Here is a 17,330-nt window from a genome sequence, read left to right as displayed (position 1 = left end):
ACACACCTCCTATTCTTTCCCTTCAAATTTCCAAGCGACACCCGTTCCGTTTTGCTCCAGAGAGCCATTTGTCACAAATGCGCTGACAGGCTCACCGTTGTAGGTAAATTCCTTATTAAGCTGAACCAAGATGCGCTTGCCTTCACCATTTACTTCAACGTGCTCAGGATCTTCAATGGTAATCAGGTCATGTGGTAAGTAGGTCTTACCAACTTCAGCCAGAGGAATCAACTCAACTAACTCCTTGTAAGTCATGCCATAAGCAATATTCTTGCTCATGACCGAGTTCAAGACCATGATATGAAGCAATTTACCGCTCAAACGAGCGTTCTCTTGAGTCTGCTTAACAAGCGTAGAGAGTCGATTCTGTTCACTCTCATTCTGAGCAATCTTCTGATTGGCCTGTTCAAGCTGCGCCTGTGTTTTGACGATTGCTGCTCCTGGATCTAGCTCAGCTTTTAGGATGTCCAGCACATCTTGAATCAAGACATCTTCTGGTTCGTTTGTACGATCTCCAGGGAACGATCGTGAATTAGTGCTGTAGCGATTTCCTTCTGATAATTGAATTTCTACCACGGTCTCAACGTTCGAGCCAGAAATTCTTAAGTACGGTTTTGTTGATAAGTTATAGCCATTGATTGCCATGTCTATTCTCCTTCTGCTGGTTTAGTTTGTTCATCAAGCAGAGCTTCCAGCTCATCCACTCGTGCCTGAAGTCTTTGATTTTCTGCCACTTGCTCATTCAACTGAATGCTCAAGAGATTACTTGTAATCATCGAATTTGTTGAAGATGTTGACATTTCACTAATTGTCATTTGTAAAGCTTGGTTAAGCTGTTCTGCGTTCATTTTCTAAGTTCTCCAATCTTTGTGTAAGTTTTTTATTTTCAAGAGCAAGTTCCTGAATTGCTTTGAGTGCGATATTAGTTAATCTGAGATTGTCTAGATTCAACGTATCTCCGTTTTCGTAAACAAGTGTAGGATCTACCTCTTGAACTTCCTGCGCAATCAAACCAATCTTTGTGTGTGCTTGTTGTGGTCTATCCTCTTGCTTCTTCCAGTCATATTCCTTAAACTGGAATTGATGGATATAATCAAGAGCCTTATGCTTGCAATCAACGATATTGTCTTTCAGACGTCTGTCTGAGAAATGCTTATTAATAACTGACCACAGGCTATATGCTGTGCTGTTATAACTATAATAAATGTCATTACTTGAACCACCAAAACTCAAATATACATTGTCAGAGTTCCATAACCCAATAGTACCGGTTGTTCCACCGTCAATCCTTCCGTTTCCTGTCTTGAGCCAGCCGATTCCTTTTGCTTTAATGTATCCTCTCACTGTCAGTAGGAATTCATCACTATCACTTGCGTAACCGCCAGTAGTAAAATCGGAGTCCTTGTAAATGAAAATGCCATAAGGAACATCTTCGCCGCGACCATAAGAACCAATGAACTGCACTCCTAACCCATCTTTAGTATTATGGCTTCGTGGTACATTAATCTGTAAACCGCCATTTGTAGTATCGAATGAGCCATAAGAACCTAGTTGGATTTTAGTGTGTCCTGTTAAGGTTCCACCATAGATGTTTGAACCTGTAATGGTCCCACCGTAAATCCTATCACCACTCAAAACACCTGACTGAACCTGACTTGCATCTATCGTGATACTTTTAACTCTGTTAATGAAGGCTTGCTTGGCAAATAGCTGACTTAAGTAGGCTTCATTTGCCACCAGTTTGTTAAAGAAAGCCTGGTCAACTCTCAACTTGTCAGCGGTTACTGCTTCAGCATCTAAAATCGTAGTCGTGACTGATCCTGCTTCAAAATTAGCGGTTTTAAGCTTGTCTATCATAGCAGATTTAATGACTGCATTATCAATCAAGGTTTCACCAGTGATATGAGTCAATTTACCGTCAAGTCGATTGTGACCATTAGCTCCAAGATTGAGACCTGAAACCAAATCGCCTGCGTTATTGATATTCTGAACGGCCCAAGAGCCAGCGAGCTGAGTCATTTTTGTTTGAGTCGCTTCAAGAGTCTTGTCTGTTTCCAAAGTCGCATCTTCGGGAGCTGGTTGCCATTTACGGTCAGTCGTTCCTTCGTAGAAATCAAGTTCTGTCATGAAGAAGCCGCCCCATTTGTTAGGATTGTTACGGTCGTACTCGAATTGCAGATAACATTCATCGAATTCACCGACGTTGAATGTAATGGACTTTTTGATCGCTTTCGTATTATCAAAAACTGGACCATCAACCCTTTTAGGCTGACCATTGAATATCAGCAATCTCTGTTGATAGTCTGAGACATAGCCTTTTACGCGTTTACTAATATAAACTCTAAAATATTTTGAGTTGTTGTCAAACCCTAAAATATTCAACGTATAATCAGTATTTCGCTTGATAATGAACCGTGGGCTTTTAACAACTGCGCCTGGTCTCAACTCAAACATGCGCTTCTGCCCGTTGAAATAGTACACGTGCGATGTGAAACTCAAACGACCATTCGCTTCCGTCCAGTATTTCAATCCGTCGTCTGCTCTCGAGTTTCGGAGCATGTTAGGTCCACCGACCGTCGAATACTTGGCTACCTCGACTTGAAAAAGTTGATTAGTCAGAGCCATGCGAGCAACCTTATTCGAAATGTCATTCTCGTTGCTACCGATAATCCTCTCATAGAGTTTGCTTGTTTCTTGTACACGCTGAAAATCTACAAGATTAGCTTTGCCGTCAAGTTGAGAAGATAAGCTTGTGAATCGGCCATCTACTGATTGCTTGTACCCAGCGATTTGAGTAGCAATTTGGCCATTCGTTGATGTCTTCACTTCCTCAATTCGTCGCTCAATCCCACGAATTCCTTCTTGGTAAGTATTCTTGCCGACATATCCATCAACGACCTCGTTTTTTAATTTGGTTATATCAGCGGTTGCCTGCTCGCTGATTCGCTTAGCCTCTTGAGCTAGCAAACTACCTGCACCAGCGTTTTTCAAAGCTTCATCAGCTCTACGCTTGACTTCTTGTAATGGGCCATTGTCAAAGCTGCTGAAGCGCTGGTCAATAGTGTCAGAGAGTTGTCTCTTGACCTCTTCGGCTCTGGCTTTGGCAAGTTCGATACCGTCCAAAATTTCCTGTCTAAGCAATCCAGCTTGATGATCAAAGTCTAAGTCAGCATTTTGAAGAGCCTTTTCAAGGGCGACTTCTTGTGCAGATTCTGTTACTCCAAGGATGGCATCAGCTGCACTAGATAGCCCACCAGAAGTTCTAGAACCACCAGTTCCTGCCTTATCATCAAAAGTCAGAGAGATATATTCTTCCTTCAAAGCGTCGAACTCGTAAGCAATAGCTTTCTTTAATGAATCGACATTGTGCTTCCGACTCTTAAGGTTAACTGTGTCACCCATGTGAACCACTTGGCCATCAAGTTCGTAAGCTTCAATCTTGATAGCATCAGAGACCTTATCAATGCCCTCATTTGAAAACTTAGCCTGTGCCCACTTCTGCAACTCTTCAACAGTCTTTGCGTTATTGTTCTCATACTCTTTTTCATTGATATAAGGGTATGAGTTGATAAGAGGACTATCAACAGTTACTCTGATGGTTGTTTCTTTTTCGGCGCCTTCAGGCTTAAACGTCGATTTAGCATGGATTCTTGTGACAACATTCTGACTGTTCCTTGTGCGTTGGTAATCCTTCAGATTCTTGTGCGTTGTGATAACAACACCACGATTCTCACCACGACTCTTCTTCACTGTCAGAGCGAAGTTATCACGAACCAGCTCGCCTTCCCACGTTCCGACGATACTATGCTTGCCGTCTAGCAATACAGAGTACAAAGTTTCTGTCTCAGTCGTGTTGAATGTCCTACGGTCCTGAATATCACTGTTAAATGAGAAGTCTCCAAGAGCCGTTTTGGTGTTTTGTACCATGCGAGAAAGAGCCATGCCGCAGCTCTGACTAGTCACACTTACTGGTGTGATAGACCGCTGCATCACATCGTCTGAAATGTGATAGGCTGTGATTTCCAGATGATTATTGTGTTCAACAGGTTTCTTAATGCGAAATAGCTGCGCACCAAGAACAGGAGTCGGCGCTTTTATCAACATATCTTCTTGGATGATCTGATAGATACCAGAGTCAGAAATAGGATATTTCACAGTTAGGGTGAAATCGCCATTCATGGTCTCTTTAACAATTGCAGAAGTCGCTTCATGAAGTGGCTCTCCATTCCAACGAACAGTCCTCACATCTTTATTAAGTAAATAAAGCAATTATGCCCACCCCCAAACAGTTTCAATTTCAAGCGATTGAATACCTGAACCTAGAATAACCCCAACATTCTTCACTTTTGCTGGATCAACTGTGATAAAATCCCCTGACCATTTCACTGGCTTCCCTGTTGCCGTTTTAAAGCTAGGATTGTCAGGATTGTTGACCATCACAAGCGACTCAGTGAGTCGTTCAAGACGGATGACCTGACCAGCGATTGTAAACGAAGTCTCAGCAGCGCTCTGACCAACGATTGTGATTTTAGGAAAAGCAAGAGCAGAACCTTGAACGGTCAAAGTCCCACTTCTTGTCAATCTCTGTGTATCGGTTTCTTTAAAGTATTTGGTAGGGTGGCAAGTAAAAGTTGCTTTAGTCATATAAAGACCAGGTTTCACTTCTTCAAGGTCGGTCACATTGACCTTATAGCACCAGAGTCGAGTTGTTTTGACTCGCTCACTCTCTAGCCAGAACTTCTCACGGATAAACAGACTCATAAATTGGTTCATCTGCTCCTCAGTCGGTTTGACCAAGTAAATCGTATAGGATTTCTTGACCAATTCCCTATGCTTGTTCGTCTGAACAATTGCTCCACTGATACCACTATGCTCCAAGAGGGCCGTCTTGCTCTCTCCCAGAGCGATTGAGGGAGAATCGTGGACAATAACTTTGAAAGGAAAAGACGATGTTCTCACACCGTCAATCACAAGTTCATTATGTTTTACCATGCAACCCCTCCTCTCAATTGTGTCTTACGTTGCAATTCGTCAGCAATACGTTGAGCCACCTCATCAGCAATCCGACTGATGTCAGATTCTTCTCTGACGGTGTTACCAGTAATAGTAATATTGATGGTCGGTGAAGTTCCACCCATCGTCTGAGCAATTCCACGACCAATGGCTCCAAGTGTTTTATCATTGAGTGGTAATACCGCCTCATTCCCAGCTTCACCACCAACCATAAGATTATTGCCATTCATTCCAAAAATGGTCGGTTTCGTCATAATACCGCCTTTGGCATACCATTCGATGCTGATGCTTGGCACTCCTTGGCTCAACCAATCTAATGGATTGGCCGAACCACTTACAGAGAAATGAGGTAGTGGGATGTGTGGCCAACTAATGCTGAAGTTGAACAATCCTTTGATGGTGTTGATAGCCGTGCTGACAAGGTCTTTCGCCCCATTGATAGCACTGCCGATGGAATTTTTAATCCCATTCCACACGCTTGAAACAGTGCTTGAAATACCATTTAATACATTTGAAATTGTACTTGAAATTCCATTCCATACATTTGAAATTGTGCTTGAAATGGCGTTTATCGTATTTGAAATGTACGATTGGATAGCTGTGAAGATGGTCTGAACAACATTTTGGATAGCATTCCATACAGTAGAGAATACCCCCTTAATAGTTTCCCAAGCGCCTGACCAATCACCATTGATGATCTGCATAACTGCTTGAATGATATCAAGGACAACGTTTATTGCAGTCTCAACAACGGTCTTGATGATTTCCCAAGCTGTTGTAATGACAAGTTGGATATTATCCCAACCAGCTTGAATGAGTGGACCTAAAATTTCCAGAATTGTGCTTATAACCGTATAGATAGCATTCCAGACAGTCTCAGCACTTGCTCGAATAAGTTCCTGGTTCTCCGTCCACCAAGCAACAACCGTTCCAAAGATGCTCATGACAAAATTAGAAATTTCTGATACGACTGCATTGATAACTTCAAGAATCGCATTCCAAACGATCGTGACCGCATCTCGAAAACCCTCGTTAGTTTCCCAGAGATATTTCACAATAGCAACAATCGCTGCTATGGCCACTACAACTCCTGAAATAATTCCAATGATTGGTAATGCTGCTGCAATCATTGCGCCAAATGAGGACATAAACACAGCTTGCAGGGTTAAGAATATGGGGGCTAAGGCTCCTACAATTGTCAAAACCACACCTAAGATGACAATGAAATCTTTTACTGGAGCAGGTAAGGAATTAAACAGCTCAGCTACACCTTTCACAATCGTTGCCAAGGTTTGGAAAACAGGGATCATCATTTCCAGAAGAGGTTGACCAATAGCAGATAATGCATTGGTCCCAGCTTGTTTCAGATTCCCCATCACGTTTTCTAATCCGTCTGATTCTCTTGCAGCCTGTCCAAGAGCTCCTGAGAGTTTATTTCCGTCTTCGACCATCTGAAGCAAGGTCAGTTGCTTCTGCGCTTCGCTCAAGTCCTTGAATGATTTGCCATACAGTTTATTTGCAGCGGCATTCCTAGTTGTCTCTGTCGCAGAGATTCCAAGAGCGGCATCGTTAGCAAAGTTTCCCTTCAAAAAAGATTGTAAGCTCTCTGTCACGCTCTCAATAGACTTGTCATAAAAAGCTGCGCCATCTGCTGCTGCCCTAGTTGCACGAGAAGTAAGATCCAATGCTTCAGCGGTGCCTAACCCTGAAGTTTTAGCAAATGAAGCCATCTGAGTAAACGAACCCTGTAACCGTTCAGGAACGATATCCATTTCCTGACCGATAGCATTCAGAGCTTCTCTTGCTTGGGTTTCCATATCTCCAAAAACAGTAGTAAATTGAGCATTACTAGCTTGCATTTGAGCAGCAGCTTCTAACGCTTCTTTTCCTACTTCCACAAGCTTTTCTGAAATAGCACTCAACTTCTCACTAAACTGTTGAAGTAGTTCTGCCCTTAAATTTCTCGAGATTTCACTCAAGCTTTCTTGAGTGCTATCAGCGGTGGACTTGGTTCCCTTCATCTCATCATTGAGATGATTAAAAGCGGTCTTTGCCTGATTGAGCTCAGCTTCCATCTTGTTAGCTTCTGTGGAGTTCTCACCAAATTCTTTTTTAGTGATTTCCAATTGCTGTTCTAGATTTGAAATCTGTTTACTTACAATCTCAGACTGGGCACCAATCTTTTTCTGAGCAAGAGCATTTCTCTCGGCTTCACTAGCATTTGAACCCAAAGCACTTTCTTGCAGTTTGAATGAGCTTGTCACCTTGCTCATCTCTGAAGCAAGTTGACTCTGTTCGCTCTGCAATTCTTTCAGTTGCGTTTGGTTGCTTTTAGTTGCATTCCCATTTTCAGAAAGTGCCTGGTTCACACTTGCAAGCTTACCCTCATATCCTTTTAGGACGTTTTGAGTAACTTCGACTTCGCGTTGAAAGGCACGGTACTGATCAGCACCGATATCACCATTTTTGAACTGTTGCTCCACCTGAGACTGAGCTTGTCTCAAGGTTTCCAGTTTCTCCTTAGTCGTCGCAACTTGCTTTTGTAAGACCTCTTGTTTCTGATTCAGGAGCGTTACATTTCCTGTATCAAACTTCAAGGCCTTGTCAATCTGTCTCAACTCCTGACTTGCATCAGTAGCAGCCTTATTGACATTCTTCAGGGCCTTCTGTAAAGGTTGCGTGTCCCCATCAATTTCAATTTTGATACCTTTGATATTTCCTGCCATATTTCCTCCTTTCTCAAAAAATAGAAAAGCGCTGAGAGAATTTCTACGACTGATAATGCAGCCAGACCAACGAACTTGGTCTCAGAATCGCTCTCTCAGCACTCATTTTTTTATTTAAAAACTGTCAAAATCAGCTTGCGTGGCTTTCCGTTCGCCACCCTTATCCTCACTCCGTAAATTCACATAATCCGTCTGATAATCCAGAGCCATTCCGATTGAAATGTGCTTTAGATCATCAATAGACAGACCGGTTTCTTTACAGCAAGATAAGTATGACTCTACTGTGAAGATTTCTTCGCTAGCTGATTCTGATTCATCTGGTGCTTTTTTGTCGTCATGCTCGCATTCAGCATTTCCATCAACACAGGACCAACTTCCTGAATCGGAAAGACTTCCATTTCCATGAAGAATTGTTCATAAGGTTTGATGTGAGGATTTGCAGATTTAGCAAAGGTCCAAAAAAGACGGTTGAAAAAGGTCATATCAAAATCTGACAACATCGAAACGTCAATATCAGTTGCTGTCAACTCTTTGTCATTTTCCAGCTTGTTCAATTCATTCATGAATGATTGATTTTTCAACATTGAGAACAAATCTTGAAAATAGTCTTTCCCAAATTGTTGCTTGTAGGCGATAGGAGTATAGCCGTTGGTCCCCAACTCATACTCCTGATTACCAACCAAAACGATTTTACGCATAGATCTTCTCCTTAAGCTGCCACCACAGTAGGTTCATACACTTTCTTGAACCAGTTGTCATAGATTTCCTTATTATCAGCTGATGTGATAGAACGTTTAACAACTGAATCCAGAGGACGAGGACTTGCCTTAAAGCCAAGTTCACGCTCGTTGACGTTTGTACCATTTTTGGTTTTTGATCCATTGCCTGGACGGCTTGCTGAACAGTAGTAAAGGACGTGACGTGTTTTATTCTTGTCCCCTGAAAATTCAAACATCAAGGCAAATGATGTGAATTCTGCATCAGCTTTTTCAGTCAAAACACCCGTCTGAGCATCTTTGATTTCCCCCAAAATCTTAGTCGCAAACATTTCAATAATGTGAGAGATTTTGAATTTCCCTTCATACCCTTCATTTGAGTTCATGAAGTGATAATCGATGTCGTCTGCTTTGATTGGTGTTGATTCACCCTTTGGATCCAATGTCAATTCCATTGCTCCAGGAAAGCGGAAAATTTCATCGTAAGCAATCACTCCATCTGCACCAATTGATTTGATTGGCGCAACGTGAACATTTTTTAAACCAAAGGTTACTTTATTTTCTTGAGTCATGTCATTCCTCCTTAATATAGATAGACCGTATAAGACTTGACATAGAGTCTTTCAGTCTCGATAAATGTTTCTTCTTGAACATCGAAAAAGAGCTCGTGGGTTGTCCACAGCTCTTCCAGACGTTCTTCCAAATCTTCATCCTTACTCTCAAAAGCCAGCTCAACTGTCACGCTCTTAATCTGATGATTAACCGTGTTGTCAGCTGCATTGATGACTGGACTTGATTCATAATAGACCAGGTAAGGTAGGTCAGGAGCGTTTCCAATTTTAAACGCTCGATAGGTGACAGGCAAGTTTGCCTGTTCCAAAATAGCAGCAAAGTCTGATTGCTTCATTTCCCGATCTCCTTGATTCGCTTTTCAAAGTTTTCTTTAACTTTCTCCTCAACAGGTTTAATATGTGGAAATGCCCGACTACGACCGCCATTTCTCAAAATATGGCCATTTTCTAGTAAGTGAGTTAAACGATAGGTTGGAGCCGCGTTGTAGATGACGTATGACCCCTTAGCATTTTTCTTGAAGCGCCAATTTCTAGCATACTTTCCATAACGTTTTGGACTAGTCGCTTTTAATTCCGTAACGGCTTCGTTTACAACGTCCTCAGCAATCAGGTCAATCTTATCTTCTACCTCAGCAGAGTACTCTGCCATTGCCTTTGCAATTTCATTCGCTAAATCACTTGTTAAGCTCATTTCAATACCTCTAATAAAGTCAACTCTAAAATTTCAGAATCGATAGGATAGGTTTTTAAGATGCGATATTGCTTGCCTTCAAACTTCGCAAACTCCTGATTCTCGTACTCAAAATTTCGAATCTCAACGACCAAGCTCGGTTTTAGCCCTGCTTGGTTCGCCTGATAAAATTCAGAGCGAGTAACCCTCTTTTTTTGACACAAGAGAGTAACTTCAACATCTTCAGAGATTGGTTGTAATAACTTGTCCTTACCTGTGACTTTTTTAGAGATCAGCGTGATTTCATGATTCCACATTCTTGACCTCTTTCTTTGATGCTATCTGTAAATTATGCAGTCGCCATTGAAGGTGACGTGGCATATCCACCCCACCCTCATAGCGATAAGCAGCATAGTCAACGATAAACATTTCATGGTCAGCACGCTCACCAACAAGCTCGATACCGAGGTTATCGGTCAATTCAGTGATGACACTTGAAATGATTTTTTTTAACGGCTTGTCTCTCAAGTCGGTTGAAATACCCAACTTAAGTTTCAGCAATTCCAAAAGCTGACCTTCGTCCATGTTTACTCCTCAACTTCCTTAGCAGGCTCTTCAGCAGTTCCCTCAACTGTTTCTTCCTGCTCAACTGCGGGCTCTTCTTTCACTTCTTTTGTTTCAGGAGCTGGTTTCTTAGGTTCATCGTCTCCCAAAACCTCAATGAAGATAGAGCCAGCAGTGTTGGCACCAGTCAAAAGGCCATTGGTAAAGCTATCTGTGGGCTCATGTCCTTCACGAGGAAAGACATCGCCAACAGCATAGTCATGTTTTTCAGGATCAGCCAAGTCCTTGAAAGGACGGATTACTTTATAGCTCATACGCTACCTCCTTAAGCTACAACATCAGTGTAGGTTCCGAATACTCCCGCATCTTCATCTGTCTTCTTGATATCAAAACGAAGGTATGATGCAAGGTTCTTACCAAATTTATGATTATCTTCCCAATTCACGGTCAATTCCATACGGTCAAACAATGTAAGGAAGTATTCGACATCACCGATGAAGAATTTCATTTCACCTTCTTGACCTAGTAGTGTATCTTCAACTGGATAAATTGTTTTACCTGAGAATGAGTATCCAGTTGGTGAAGTGATGTCGGGCTGCATCATGTAACGGCCATCTTTGTCCTTGATCTTATCCAGTGCATTGAACATGGTATCTGTAACAACAAGTGATTTTTTGTAGACAGATGAAATTTTAGTGTTTAAAATGTCCTTGATTCCATCAAGTCCACTAGCGTTTACAACTTTTGCGGATTTCATAACATCCGCAACAATTGCCAATTTTGTTTGTTCGTCTTGGTCTTGGATATCTTCTTGAAGGATTCCGATGAGATCGTATTGCGCATCTTCAATAGCTTCACGAGAAATAGGAAGTTCACCACGATAGGTTTTGATTTTGTAATCAACTTCAGTGATTTTTGTTTTTCCTAATTCTGGATTTTCTTCAAGCTCACCAACTTCTGTCATCTTACGATTTGATTTTTTCAGAACTGGGTAAGTACCTGAACCACTTGTTACTTTGACAATATGAATAAGGTTGAGCAGTGGGTTCTGACGTTCAGGTGTTTTTTGTGGCTCCAAAACCTCTTTCGGAATAATCGCTCCTACATCTGTTGTTTTAACACCTGTGCGTTTTTGTCCACGAGAGCGGATGAATTCTAGTACTGCGTCACGTTGTTCCAATTTTTGTCCTCCACGATGTTCTTTGCTTGGGTAAGTTGGTGCTTTACGATTTAGTTCTTCAACTTGATTTTTCAAATCTTCGATTTCTTTTTCAAGTTGTTCTTTTTCTGCTTCCTTTTCATCCAATTCTTTCTGGATGTCTTCAAGGTTCTTTTCAACCGCTGAAACTTCTTCTTCAGTTCCAGCTTGTTCCAATTTCTTAGCTTCAAGTTCAGAGCGCTTGTTCAATTCTTTAATTGATTCTTCAAGCTCTACCACTTTGTCTGCTTTGTTGCGCATACGAGCGCCTAAAATCAATGATTTGTGCATAGGTTAAATTTCTCCTTAATTTCTTTCTTGCGCTTGTCCAGCGCTTCACGATTAGCACGCTGTTGACTTTCAAAGTCTTTCTGTCGTGCAGCAATTTCCGTTTGCGGATAGGCTGGGAAAGTACATGGACTTACTTCAAAGATTTCTAATTCTAAGATAGTATCCAGGTACGAACCATCTGCTTGCTCTTCCGTGTTGATTTTGATTGGGATAAAACCAAAGCTACATCCAATTACATCGCCACGTTGAACACGAGCATAGGCTCCAACAGCTTGCGGATCATCTTTGTTTATGATGACATCACCGTAAAGCCCGATGTCATCAACTCCCAAAATGACCGTCCCGTTACCAGTACGACCAAGCACTAAACTATCATCATGGTTAAACAATGCCCTGATGTCAGCTCCTTTGATGGCTTTTTCAACACCTTCTCGCTTGATTACCTCAAAGTAACCTGGCCATAGTTCAGTAACTTCATCAAACTTGATAAAGTACCCACTCAAAATCAAATCACCAGTATCACTTTCTTCTCGTGTCTTGAACTGAGCAGTACGATAACTATTCCGTTTGTTCATTCTCTTCCTCACCCCCTTTCAGTTTCTTTTGGTCCCCAAGTCTGTCTTGCGGTAGATAATTTTCAAGAGCGAGGAGCTCATCCATATCAGGATCAGGCGGCATCCCGAGCCAATCCCTCCACTCATTTCGACGCATTGCCATGCTTTTAGTCATCTGTTCAGCAACTGAAGATAACTCTGTAATGTCATACGAATAAAGCGAGCGAGCATTAAGTTTGAAATACCGATTATTTGAAACGAGTAAGTCTCTCGTTAAGGTCTGAGTGATCGTCGTAGCGATACTCATGACTGTTGTATTGACAAAGTTGTTGTATTCTTCTTTGTCAAAGCTACCAACTCCCAAAATAAAAGCTGGCACTCCCAAAAGCCCAGCAACTGTTTTCTTGTCAATTTCAACAGATTCATTGATAGCAATATCTTTCAAACTTAATGGCTTGACCTGTTCAACCTCTAGCAAGGCATCAGGAATAATCCACGGCTCGCCTGCCTGACTTGTTGTTAAGTATTTCTTAGCAACCTTGTCTCGTCCCTCTTGCGTGCCCAATTCTCCATTCGAAGAATCAACCTTAACAATTAGGCTAGGAACGTTCTTTCCATTCATAAAGCCTTTTTTGATTTGAGTAGCAAGGTTTAAATTCCTAACAATATCTCTCAGAGCAAGCCTATATCCAGTCCCTACAAATGGATTGTCTGGATCAGGATTGATTACAAAGTGCACGATTTCGCTTGAGTTGTAGTCAATGCCACGATAATTCACAACATAACCAACATCGTCACTCTTGAACGATACTTCGCTCATTGCGAATGGTCTCAGGTTCAAAATATAATCATTCACAGGATCATATTCGACATGAAGAACTGAATTACCATCACCAAATAACAACAAGTCACGCACAATCTTGAAAATCCAAGTCTTACGAGTCATGTTGTCGCATGGATTTACATCAATCTTGCGAGCCAATCCGTCTTTAATTCGGATGTCGCCCTTGTCGGTATTCTCCATCAAATGAATGGTCATATTGGATACCATGTCAGCTATCTTGTTGACCGCAGCAATCACATCAGGATTTCGAGCCAAAGGCACATAGCTATCACCGTCAATATAAAGCCCAAAATCTGAATGAGTGATAACATTCGTTCCACTTCGACTCTTACCACGTTTCAAAATTCTATCTAAAAGCCCCATCTTTCCTCACCTCCTTTCTCTAATCAAAGAAGCTCATGACATTCTGATTCTTACCAAGATTAGCAAGAGCCTGAATACAAGCAAAAACGCTGGCATCGAACAAGTCAATTCTTGCAGTACCACCGTCACCATCTAATTTTTCATATTGCACAGCATCATCCACCTTTTCAATTGCTCTAACATTGCTCACACAGTATTCGTAAGCGTCCGAATGAAGATAGTAAAATTCTTTATTCTTAACTTTGAACTCAATCCGTCTAAATCCTTCAGATTTCAGATAGAAAAGCTGTGGTTGGTCAATCATCTTAAACCGAGCTTGTTTCATCTTCGTCAGAAACTCACGGCCAAACTTCCTATCCATCCCAACAGCAGCAATCTTGAACCCTTTCTCCCTCATCTTGATGAACCATTTAACAATATCATCATAGAGAACGGTCGGAGTATTGCTCATTGTTAACCACCCATCAGACTGCCAGCCAAAGAGTGGAATCCCGTCATCATTGGCTTTCTTTTGAGCGTTGACACGAGGAAAGAAAGCGTGTGTGATGCAAATATCAACATCTTTCTCACCATCATGGTAAACCCCATAAAGAGCAGCAGCGGTCAAGTCATGCAACCTTGACAAGTCAGCTCCACCATACCACTGGATAGGCAAGCGTGCCAGCTCCTCTAAGGTCCAATCGTATTGACTATCTGAAGCAATGAACTCATCAGGATTGAAATAAGCGTTCATCGAGTTAGTAAAGACATTCAATGTCTTGTTAAAGAACTCATTCCTAGTCTGTGGATCATTCATAGCCTGCTCTGCTTCCGCTCTCAAAGCAGGCATGGACACCGTGACACCCCAAGACGGATTTGCCATCTTCAAAACATTATCATCAAGATAGTCACCAACATCGCCATCCGTTGTCTGATTGGCTTTACAAATAAAGATAAATAAAGCCTCATCCTGTACCAACTGCTTGAGCACTTTCTGACAGTATTTCAAGCGGTTAGCAAGAAATCCAGTAGGAATATCACCAGCCGTAGAGATAACAAAAAGCATACTGTTTCGGTATGCTGACATTGTTTTCTTCATAAGACCATACTTCTTACTATTCCTCATCGTGTGAGCTTCATCGATGACCGTGACATTGCCATTGAGAGAGTCCAAACGGCTCTCATCGTTGGCCAAGGCCTGAATATAGAATGACCCATCATCTCCAAAATTAGCTGTGATAGAGTGTTCTTGGTTATTGTCCTTGATACGGATAGATTTCTCATTCCATCGTTCCACGTTGAACTTGATGAAATTAAAGGCTTCCAGCGCTTGCTTGACAGAATTGGCCACGATATAGCATTTTGAACCACTATCGGCATCCAAAATCTGATAAAGCAAAGCAATAGCAGCAGTAAAGCTGGTCTTGCCGTTTTTCCGTGCCAGCATTATCAAGGCTTCTTTGAACCTACGCTCGTTCGTACCAGCGTGATAGAACCCAAAGAGATTGACAACCGTGAAATGTTGCCACGGTTGCAAAATCAAAGGCTTGTTACGGATAGACATGGCAAACATGTCATCTCCTTGCTGATGAACAATTGAGTTCTCAATGAAGTGAACAGCAAAATCCACTATATCCTCATCAAGCTCATATGCTGGATTTTCCAAATCCCTCAAAAAGCGTTCAGCAGCCAAAATCCGTTCTTCGTTATGTTCCTCTTGATAGCTCAGGACATAATCAACATAGGCTTTAGCTTTTCCAAGATTGGTTGTAGCGTGGCGAAAATCGGCAAAACGTTTTTCAAAGTCTTTATCCATCTTTCACTCGCTTCTTTTTCAGTTCATTCTTAAACTTCAGGACCTCAGTAAGAACTGACTCACCCTCTTGTTCTACTACCTCACCAAGCGACTTAGGATTCATCATCAACTGATTAGAGTAGCTGAGGATGTCTTTCCTCAAAATTTCCATCGCTGTCAAGATTGGAACTTTGCGCTCATTTTCAGCACCAGCCTTATTGACGTAGGTGTCTGTTACTGGATAACCCATGTCAGCATAATCTTGAGCAAGTTTCTGATACTGGTATAACATACCTGCAAAGATGTCAATGATCATTTCGAACTCTTTACGATAAGTGCCCAAGTCTTTCATCTGCTTGACCACTTTTGACTTAATCGACTTCGCTGTAATTGGTTTAGCCAAAAACTACCTCCTTTCGTCAAAATCGCTTAGTTTTTACCCCCTTTTTGTTTGAAGGCCCCCGACTTGGAAAAAGTTCCCTTCACCGGTACCCTACTGCCCAAAATGAATTTTCAAAGAGGTGGGGGGTATCCATAAAATTCTTCAAATTCCTTTTTTCTCTTTCTTTGCCAAAATAATCCTTGATTGATAATCTTATCATTCTTTCTATCATGAAACGTATTGTGTTTCTTGTTTGTTAGTGGCAAACAATTCCACTCGACGAATTCAAGTTCAGGATATTCAGATACTGGGAAGATATGATGTACCATTTCAGCTGCTACCGAAATTCCATACCTCAAACTTTCTTGACAAAGATAGTCGAACTTCCGCATAATCTTATCACGGAACTTCTCCCACTTCTTGGACTTCAAGGTTGGTCTGATAGGTTTGTTATACACTTCAAACCTCCTTTCTCAATACAAAAGGGACAGGCCAGTGACCTATCCCTTCTCATACAAGAAAACCATGCTACCATAATAAACCTTTTTTTGTGAGACTTCAAGATGTCTTTTGTCTCATTCTTTTTTATTTTTGTATTCGCCAATATAAATGATTTTGTTATTGTCTTTGATATGCTTATAAAATCTAATTGATTCTGGGTGAATTTCACTAACCACAATTTCCCCTTGTATCCCTATGTCGCTTACTTCGAGGTTTAAAGTCTCATCGCCAACGCTTCCTAAAATTTGAATTTTATCTTTGCTTGATATTTTTTTAGAAATCAAATTCAAAATTCTTTTCAGTATTTTTATCATAGTCATACCTCTTGTAACTATACCAATTTCATCCCTCACCTTCACATATCTTATATTTTGTTAAACTCACTCTAAATCTCAAACCCTTACTAGGCATAGGTTTTAAAGAGTTGTATTTTTTCAGTTTATGCTTAACTCATTATGTGAAAGTAATATCTAAAAAATTAAATGACAAAGTTCCGTAAAGCATCATCAAGCTCTGCTTGTTCTATTCCTATGTATCTCAAGGTTATTGCAGGTGATGAGTGATTGAACATTTTCTGTAATGTTCCTACGTCCTTTGTCTTGTTGTAATATTTATAGCCGAACGTCTTGCGCATTGTGTGTGTGCCAACATTATCAATGCCAAGTTCTTCAGCTGCTTCATGTATGATTTGATAGGCTCGCTCACGAGTGATCGCTTTATTCTGACCTTGCCTACTTTTGAATAAGAAATGATGAAATGGTTTGCCCTCGACATATCTCCTCATTTCTTTCTTGAGTTCTTTTGTCATCCGTCTTGTTATCTGCTTGCCAGTCTTCCGTTCTCTCAGTTTGATGTGCCAGCCTTGAACATCTTTAACTTTCAAGGTAAGTATATCTCCGACTCGCAATCCAGTATTCAGACCAGTGATGAATAGCATGTAGTACATCTCATTCCATTCTTTGAGATAATCTTTCATTGCCTGAATATCATCATTATCTTTTATCGGTGATACAAATTCCATATTCTACCTCCTTTCCACAAAACAAAAAGCCAGCATTTGCTGACTCTTGACGATACTTCTGTTGGGCAACTTTTCTGACTAGAATTAAGGATGATTCCTAAAGTGTGATGTGTGTTTTTGTTTCAGAAGTTCATGCTATCA

General features: G+C 41.2%; 20 protein-coding genes. All 20 read right to left on the bottom strand.

Annotation, left to right across the window (positions count from 1 at the left end; genetic code table 11):
* Positions 1 to 9 precede the first annotated feature (9 nt).
* A complete protein-coding gene (locus tag ACUW6H_RS07300) occupies positions 10 to 645 on the bottom strand; it encodes a hypothetical protein (protein WP_454363444.1) in 636 nt (211 codons plus the stop codon).
* A 2-nt stretch (positions 646 to 647) separates the two neighbouring features.
* Positions 648 to 848, bottom strand: coding sequence for a hypothetical protein (locus ACUW6H_RS07295; RefSeq protein WP_454363442.1), 201 nt, complete (start codon positions 846 to 848; stop codon positions 648 to 650).
* Complete coding sequence (locus ACUW6H_RS07290) at positions 829 to 4,269, bottom strand: phage tail spike protein (protein WP_454363440.1); 3,441 nt, start codon at positions 4,267 to 4,269, stop codon at positions 829 to 831. The genes ACUW6H_RS07295 and ACUW6H_RS07290 overlap by 20 nt, the downstream gene beginning before the upstream one ends.
* Entirely contained in the window at positions 4,270 to 4,992 is a 723-nt protein-coding gene (locus ACUW6H_RS07285; RefSeq protein WP_454363438.1) for a phage tail protein, read from the bottom strand.
* Positions 4,986 to 7,739, bottom strand: coding sequence for a phage tail tape measure protein (locus ACUW6H_RS07280; RefSeq protein ID WP_454363436.1), 2,754 nt, complete (start codon positions 7,737 to 7,739; stop codon positions 4,986 to 4,988). Before ACUW6H_RS07280 ends, ACUW6H_RS07285 begins: the two co-directional genes overlap by 7 nt.
* 278 nt (positions 7,740 to 8,017) lie before the next feature.
* Positions 8,018 to 8,437, bottom strand: coding sequence for a hypothetical protein (locus ACUW6H_RS07275; RefSeq protein WP_070837058.1), 420 nt, complete (start codon positions 8,435 to 8,437; stop codon positions 8,018 to 8,020).
* Between the two features lie 11 nt (positions 8,438 to 8,448).
* The gene (locus ACUW6H_RS07270) at positions 8,449 to 9,027 is read right to left on the bottom strand and encodes a major tail protein (RefSeq protein ID WP_454363434.1); all 579 of its coding nucleotides are present in this window, start codon (positions 9,025 to 9,027) and stop codon (positions 8,449 to 8,451) included.
* An 11-nt stretch (positions 9,028 to 9,038) separates the two neighbouring features.
* Entirely contained in the window at positions 9,039 to 9,362 is a 324-nt protein-coding gene (locus ACUW6H_RS07265; protein WP_454363433.1) for a hypothetical protein, read from the bottom strand.
* Entirely contained in the window at positions 9,359 to 9,718 is a 360-nt protein-coding gene (locus ACUW6H_RS07260) for an HK97 gp10 family phage protein (protein WP_454363431.1), read from the bottom strand. The genes ACUW6H_RS07265 and ACUW6H_RS07260 overlap by 4 nt, the downstream gene beginning before the upstream one ends.
* On the bottom strand, positions 9,715 to 10,014 hold the full coding sequence (locus ACUW6H_RS07255; RefSeq protein WP_454363429.1) for a phage head closure protein: 300 nt from the start codon (positions 10,012 to 10,014) through the stop codon (positions 9,715 to 9,717). The genes ACUW6H_RS07260 and ACUW6H_RS07255 overlap by 4 nt, the downstream gene beginning before the upstream one ends.
* Positions 10,001 to 10,282, bottom strand: a complete 282-nt coding sequence (locus ACUW6H_RS07250; protein WP_042902961.1) for a phage head-tail connector protein — start codon at positions 10,280 to 10,282, stop codon at positions 10,001 to 10,003. The genes ACUW6H_RS07255 and ACUW6H_RS07250 overlap by 14 nt, the downstream gene beginning before the upstream one ends.
* Positions 10,283 to 10,284: 2 nt before the next feature.
* Positions 10,285 to 10,575, bottom strand: a complete 291-nt coding sequence (locus ACUW6H_RS07245; protein WP_454363427.1) for a hypothetical protein — start codon at positions 10,573 to 10,575, stop codon at positions 10,285 to 10,287.
* A gap of 11 nt (positions 10,576 to 10,586) precedes the next feature.
* On the bottom strand, positions 10,587 to 11,750 hold the full coding sequence (locus ACUW6H_RS07240; RefSeq protein ID WP_454363425.1) for a phage major capsid protein: 1,164 nt from the start codon (positions 11,748 to 11,750) through the stop codon (positions 10,587 to 10,589).
* Positions 11,735 to 12,325 carry an HK97 family phage prohead protease gene (locus tag ACUW6H_RS07235; RefSeq protein WP_454363423.1) on the bottom strand — a complete coding sequence of 197 codons (591 nt, stop codon included), beginning with the start codon at positions 12,323 to 12,325 and terminating at the stop codon, positions 11,735 to 11,737. Before ACUW6H_RS07235 ends, ACUW6H_RS07240 begins: the two co-directional genes overlap by 16 nt.
* Positions 12,309 to 13,511 (bottom strand): phage portal protein, encoded by a 1,203-nt coding sequence (locus tag ACUW6H_RS07230; RefSeq protein ID WP_454363421.1) that lies wholly within the window; start codon positions 13,509 to 13,511, stop codon positions 12,309 to 12,311. Before ACUW6H_RS07230 ends, ACUW6H_RS07235 begins: the two co-directional genes overlap by 17 nt.
* A gap of 19 nt (positions 13,512 to 13,530) precedes the next feature.
* The gene (locus ACUW6H_RS07225) at positions 13,531 to 15,306 is read right to left on the bottom strand and encodes a terminase large subunit (protein WP_454363419.1); all 1,776 of its coding nucleotides are present in this window, start codon (positions 15,304 to 15,306) and stop codon (positions 13,531 to 13,533) included.
* Complete coding sequence (locus ACUW6H_RS07220; protein ID WP_045763065.1) at positions 15,299 to 15,688, bottom strand: P27 family phage terminase small subunit; 390 nt, start codon at positions 15,686 to 15,688, stop codon at positions 15,299 to 15,301. The genes ACUW6H_RS07225 and ACUW6H_RS07220 overlap by 8 nt, the downstream gene beginning before the upstream one ends.
* Before the next feature lie 110 nt (positions 15,689 to 15,798).
* On the bottom strand, positions 15,799 to 16,125 hold the full coding sequence (locus tag ACUW6H_RS07215; protein WP_454363417.1) for an HNH endonuclease: 327 nt from the start codon (positions 16,123 to 16,125) through the stop codon (positions 15,799 to 15,801).
* A gap of 117 nt (positions 16,126 to 16,242) precedes the next feature.
* Positions 16,243 to 16,482: a hypothetical protein gene (locus tag ACUW6H_RS07210; protein WP_454363415.1), complete on the bottom strand. Its 240-nt coding sequence runs from the start codon at positions 16,480 to 16,482 to the stop codon at positions 16,243 to 16,245.
* 164 nt (positions 16,483 to 16,646) lie between these two features.
* Positions 16,647 to 17,189, bottom strand: a complete 543-nt coding sequence (locus ACUW6H_RS07205; protein WP_033585091.1) for a site-specific integrase — start codon at positions 17,187 to 17,189, stop codon at positions 16,647 to 16,649.
* Positions 17,190 to 17,330: the final 141 nt, after the last annotated feature.

Source organism: Streptococcus sp. 151470009-6 (genome assembly GCF_053628175.1).
The sequence above is the reverse complement of the archived record's forward strand: the minus strand, read 5'-3'. Positions and strand labels throughout refer to the sequence as shown.

Excerpts from the sequence above, each read along its gene's own strand:
- ACUW6H_RS07300 (WP_454363444.1), bottom strand. The coding sequence starts at position 645 with ATGGCAATCAATGGCTATAACTTATCAACAAAACCGTACTTAAGAATT.
- ACUW6H_RS07295 (WP_454363442.1), bottom strand. The coding sequence starts at position 848 with ATGAACGCAGAACAGCTTAACCAAGCTTTACAAATGACAATTAGTGAA.
- ACUW6H_RS07285 (WP_454363438.1), bottom strand. The coding sequence starts at position 4,992 with ATGGTAAAACATAATGAACTTGTGATTGACGGTGTGAGAACATCGTCT.
- ACUW6H_RS07280 (WP_454363436.1), bottom strand. The coding sequence starts at position 7,739 with ATGGCAGGAAATATCAAAGGTATCAAAATTGAAATTGATGGGGACACG.
- ACUW6H_RS07275 (WP_070837058.1), bottom strand. The coding sequence starts at position 8,437 with ATGCGTAAAATCGTTTTGGTTGGTAATCAGGAGTATGAGTTGGGGACC.
- ACUW6H_RS07270 (WP_454363434.1), bottom strand. The coding sequence starts at position 9,027 with ATGACTCAAGAAAATAAAGTAACCTTTGGTTTAAAAAATGTTCACGTT.
- ACUW6H_RS07265 (WP_454363433.1), bottom strand. The coding sequence starts at position 9,362 with ATGAAGCAATCAGACTTTGCTGCTATTTTGGAACAGGCAAACTTGCCT.
- ACUW6H_RS07260 (WP_454363431.1), bottom strand. The coding sequence starts at position 9,718 with ATGAGCTTAACAAGTGATTTAGCGAATGAAATTGCAAAGGCAATGGCA.
- ACUW6H_RS07255 (WP_454363429.1), bottom strand. The coding sequence starts at position 10,014 with ATGTGGAATCATGAAATCACGCTGATCTCTAAAAAAGTCACAGGTAAG.
- ACUW6H_RS07250 (WP_042902961.1), bottom strand. The coding sequence starts at position 10,282 with ATGGACGAAGGTCAGCTTTTGGAATTGCTGAAACTTAAGTTGGGTATT.
- ACUW6H_RS07245 (WP_454363427.1), bottom strand. The coding sequence starts at position 10,575 with ATGAGCTATAAAGTAATCCGTCCTTTCAAGGACTTGGCTGATCCTGAA.
- ACUW6H_RS07240 (WP_454363425.1), bottom strand. The coding sequence starts at position 11,750 with ATGCACAAATCATTGATTTTAGGCGCTCGTATGCGCAACAAAGCAGAC.
- ACUW6H_RS07235 (WP_454363423.1), bottom strand. The coding sequence starts at position 12,325 with ATGAACAAACGGAATAGTTATCGTACTGCTCAGTTCAAGACACGAGAA.
- ACUW6H_RS07230 (WP_454363421.1), bottom strand. The coding sequence starts at position 13,511 with ATGGGGCTTTTAGATAGAATTTTGAAACGTGGTAAGAGTCGAAGTGGA.
- ACUW6H_RS07225 (WP_454363419.1), bottom strand. The coding sequence starts at position 15,306 with ATGGATAAAGACTTTGAAAAACGTTTTGCCGATTTTCGCCACGCTACA.
- ACUW6H_RS07210 (WP_454363415.1), bottom strand. The coding sequence starts at position 16,482 with ATGATAAAAATACTGAAAAGAATTTTGAATTTGATTTCTAAAAAAATA.
- ACUW6H_RS07205 (WP_033585091.1), bottom strand. The coding sequence starts at position 17,189 with ATGGAATTTGTATCACCGATAAAAGATAATGATGATATTCAGGCAATG.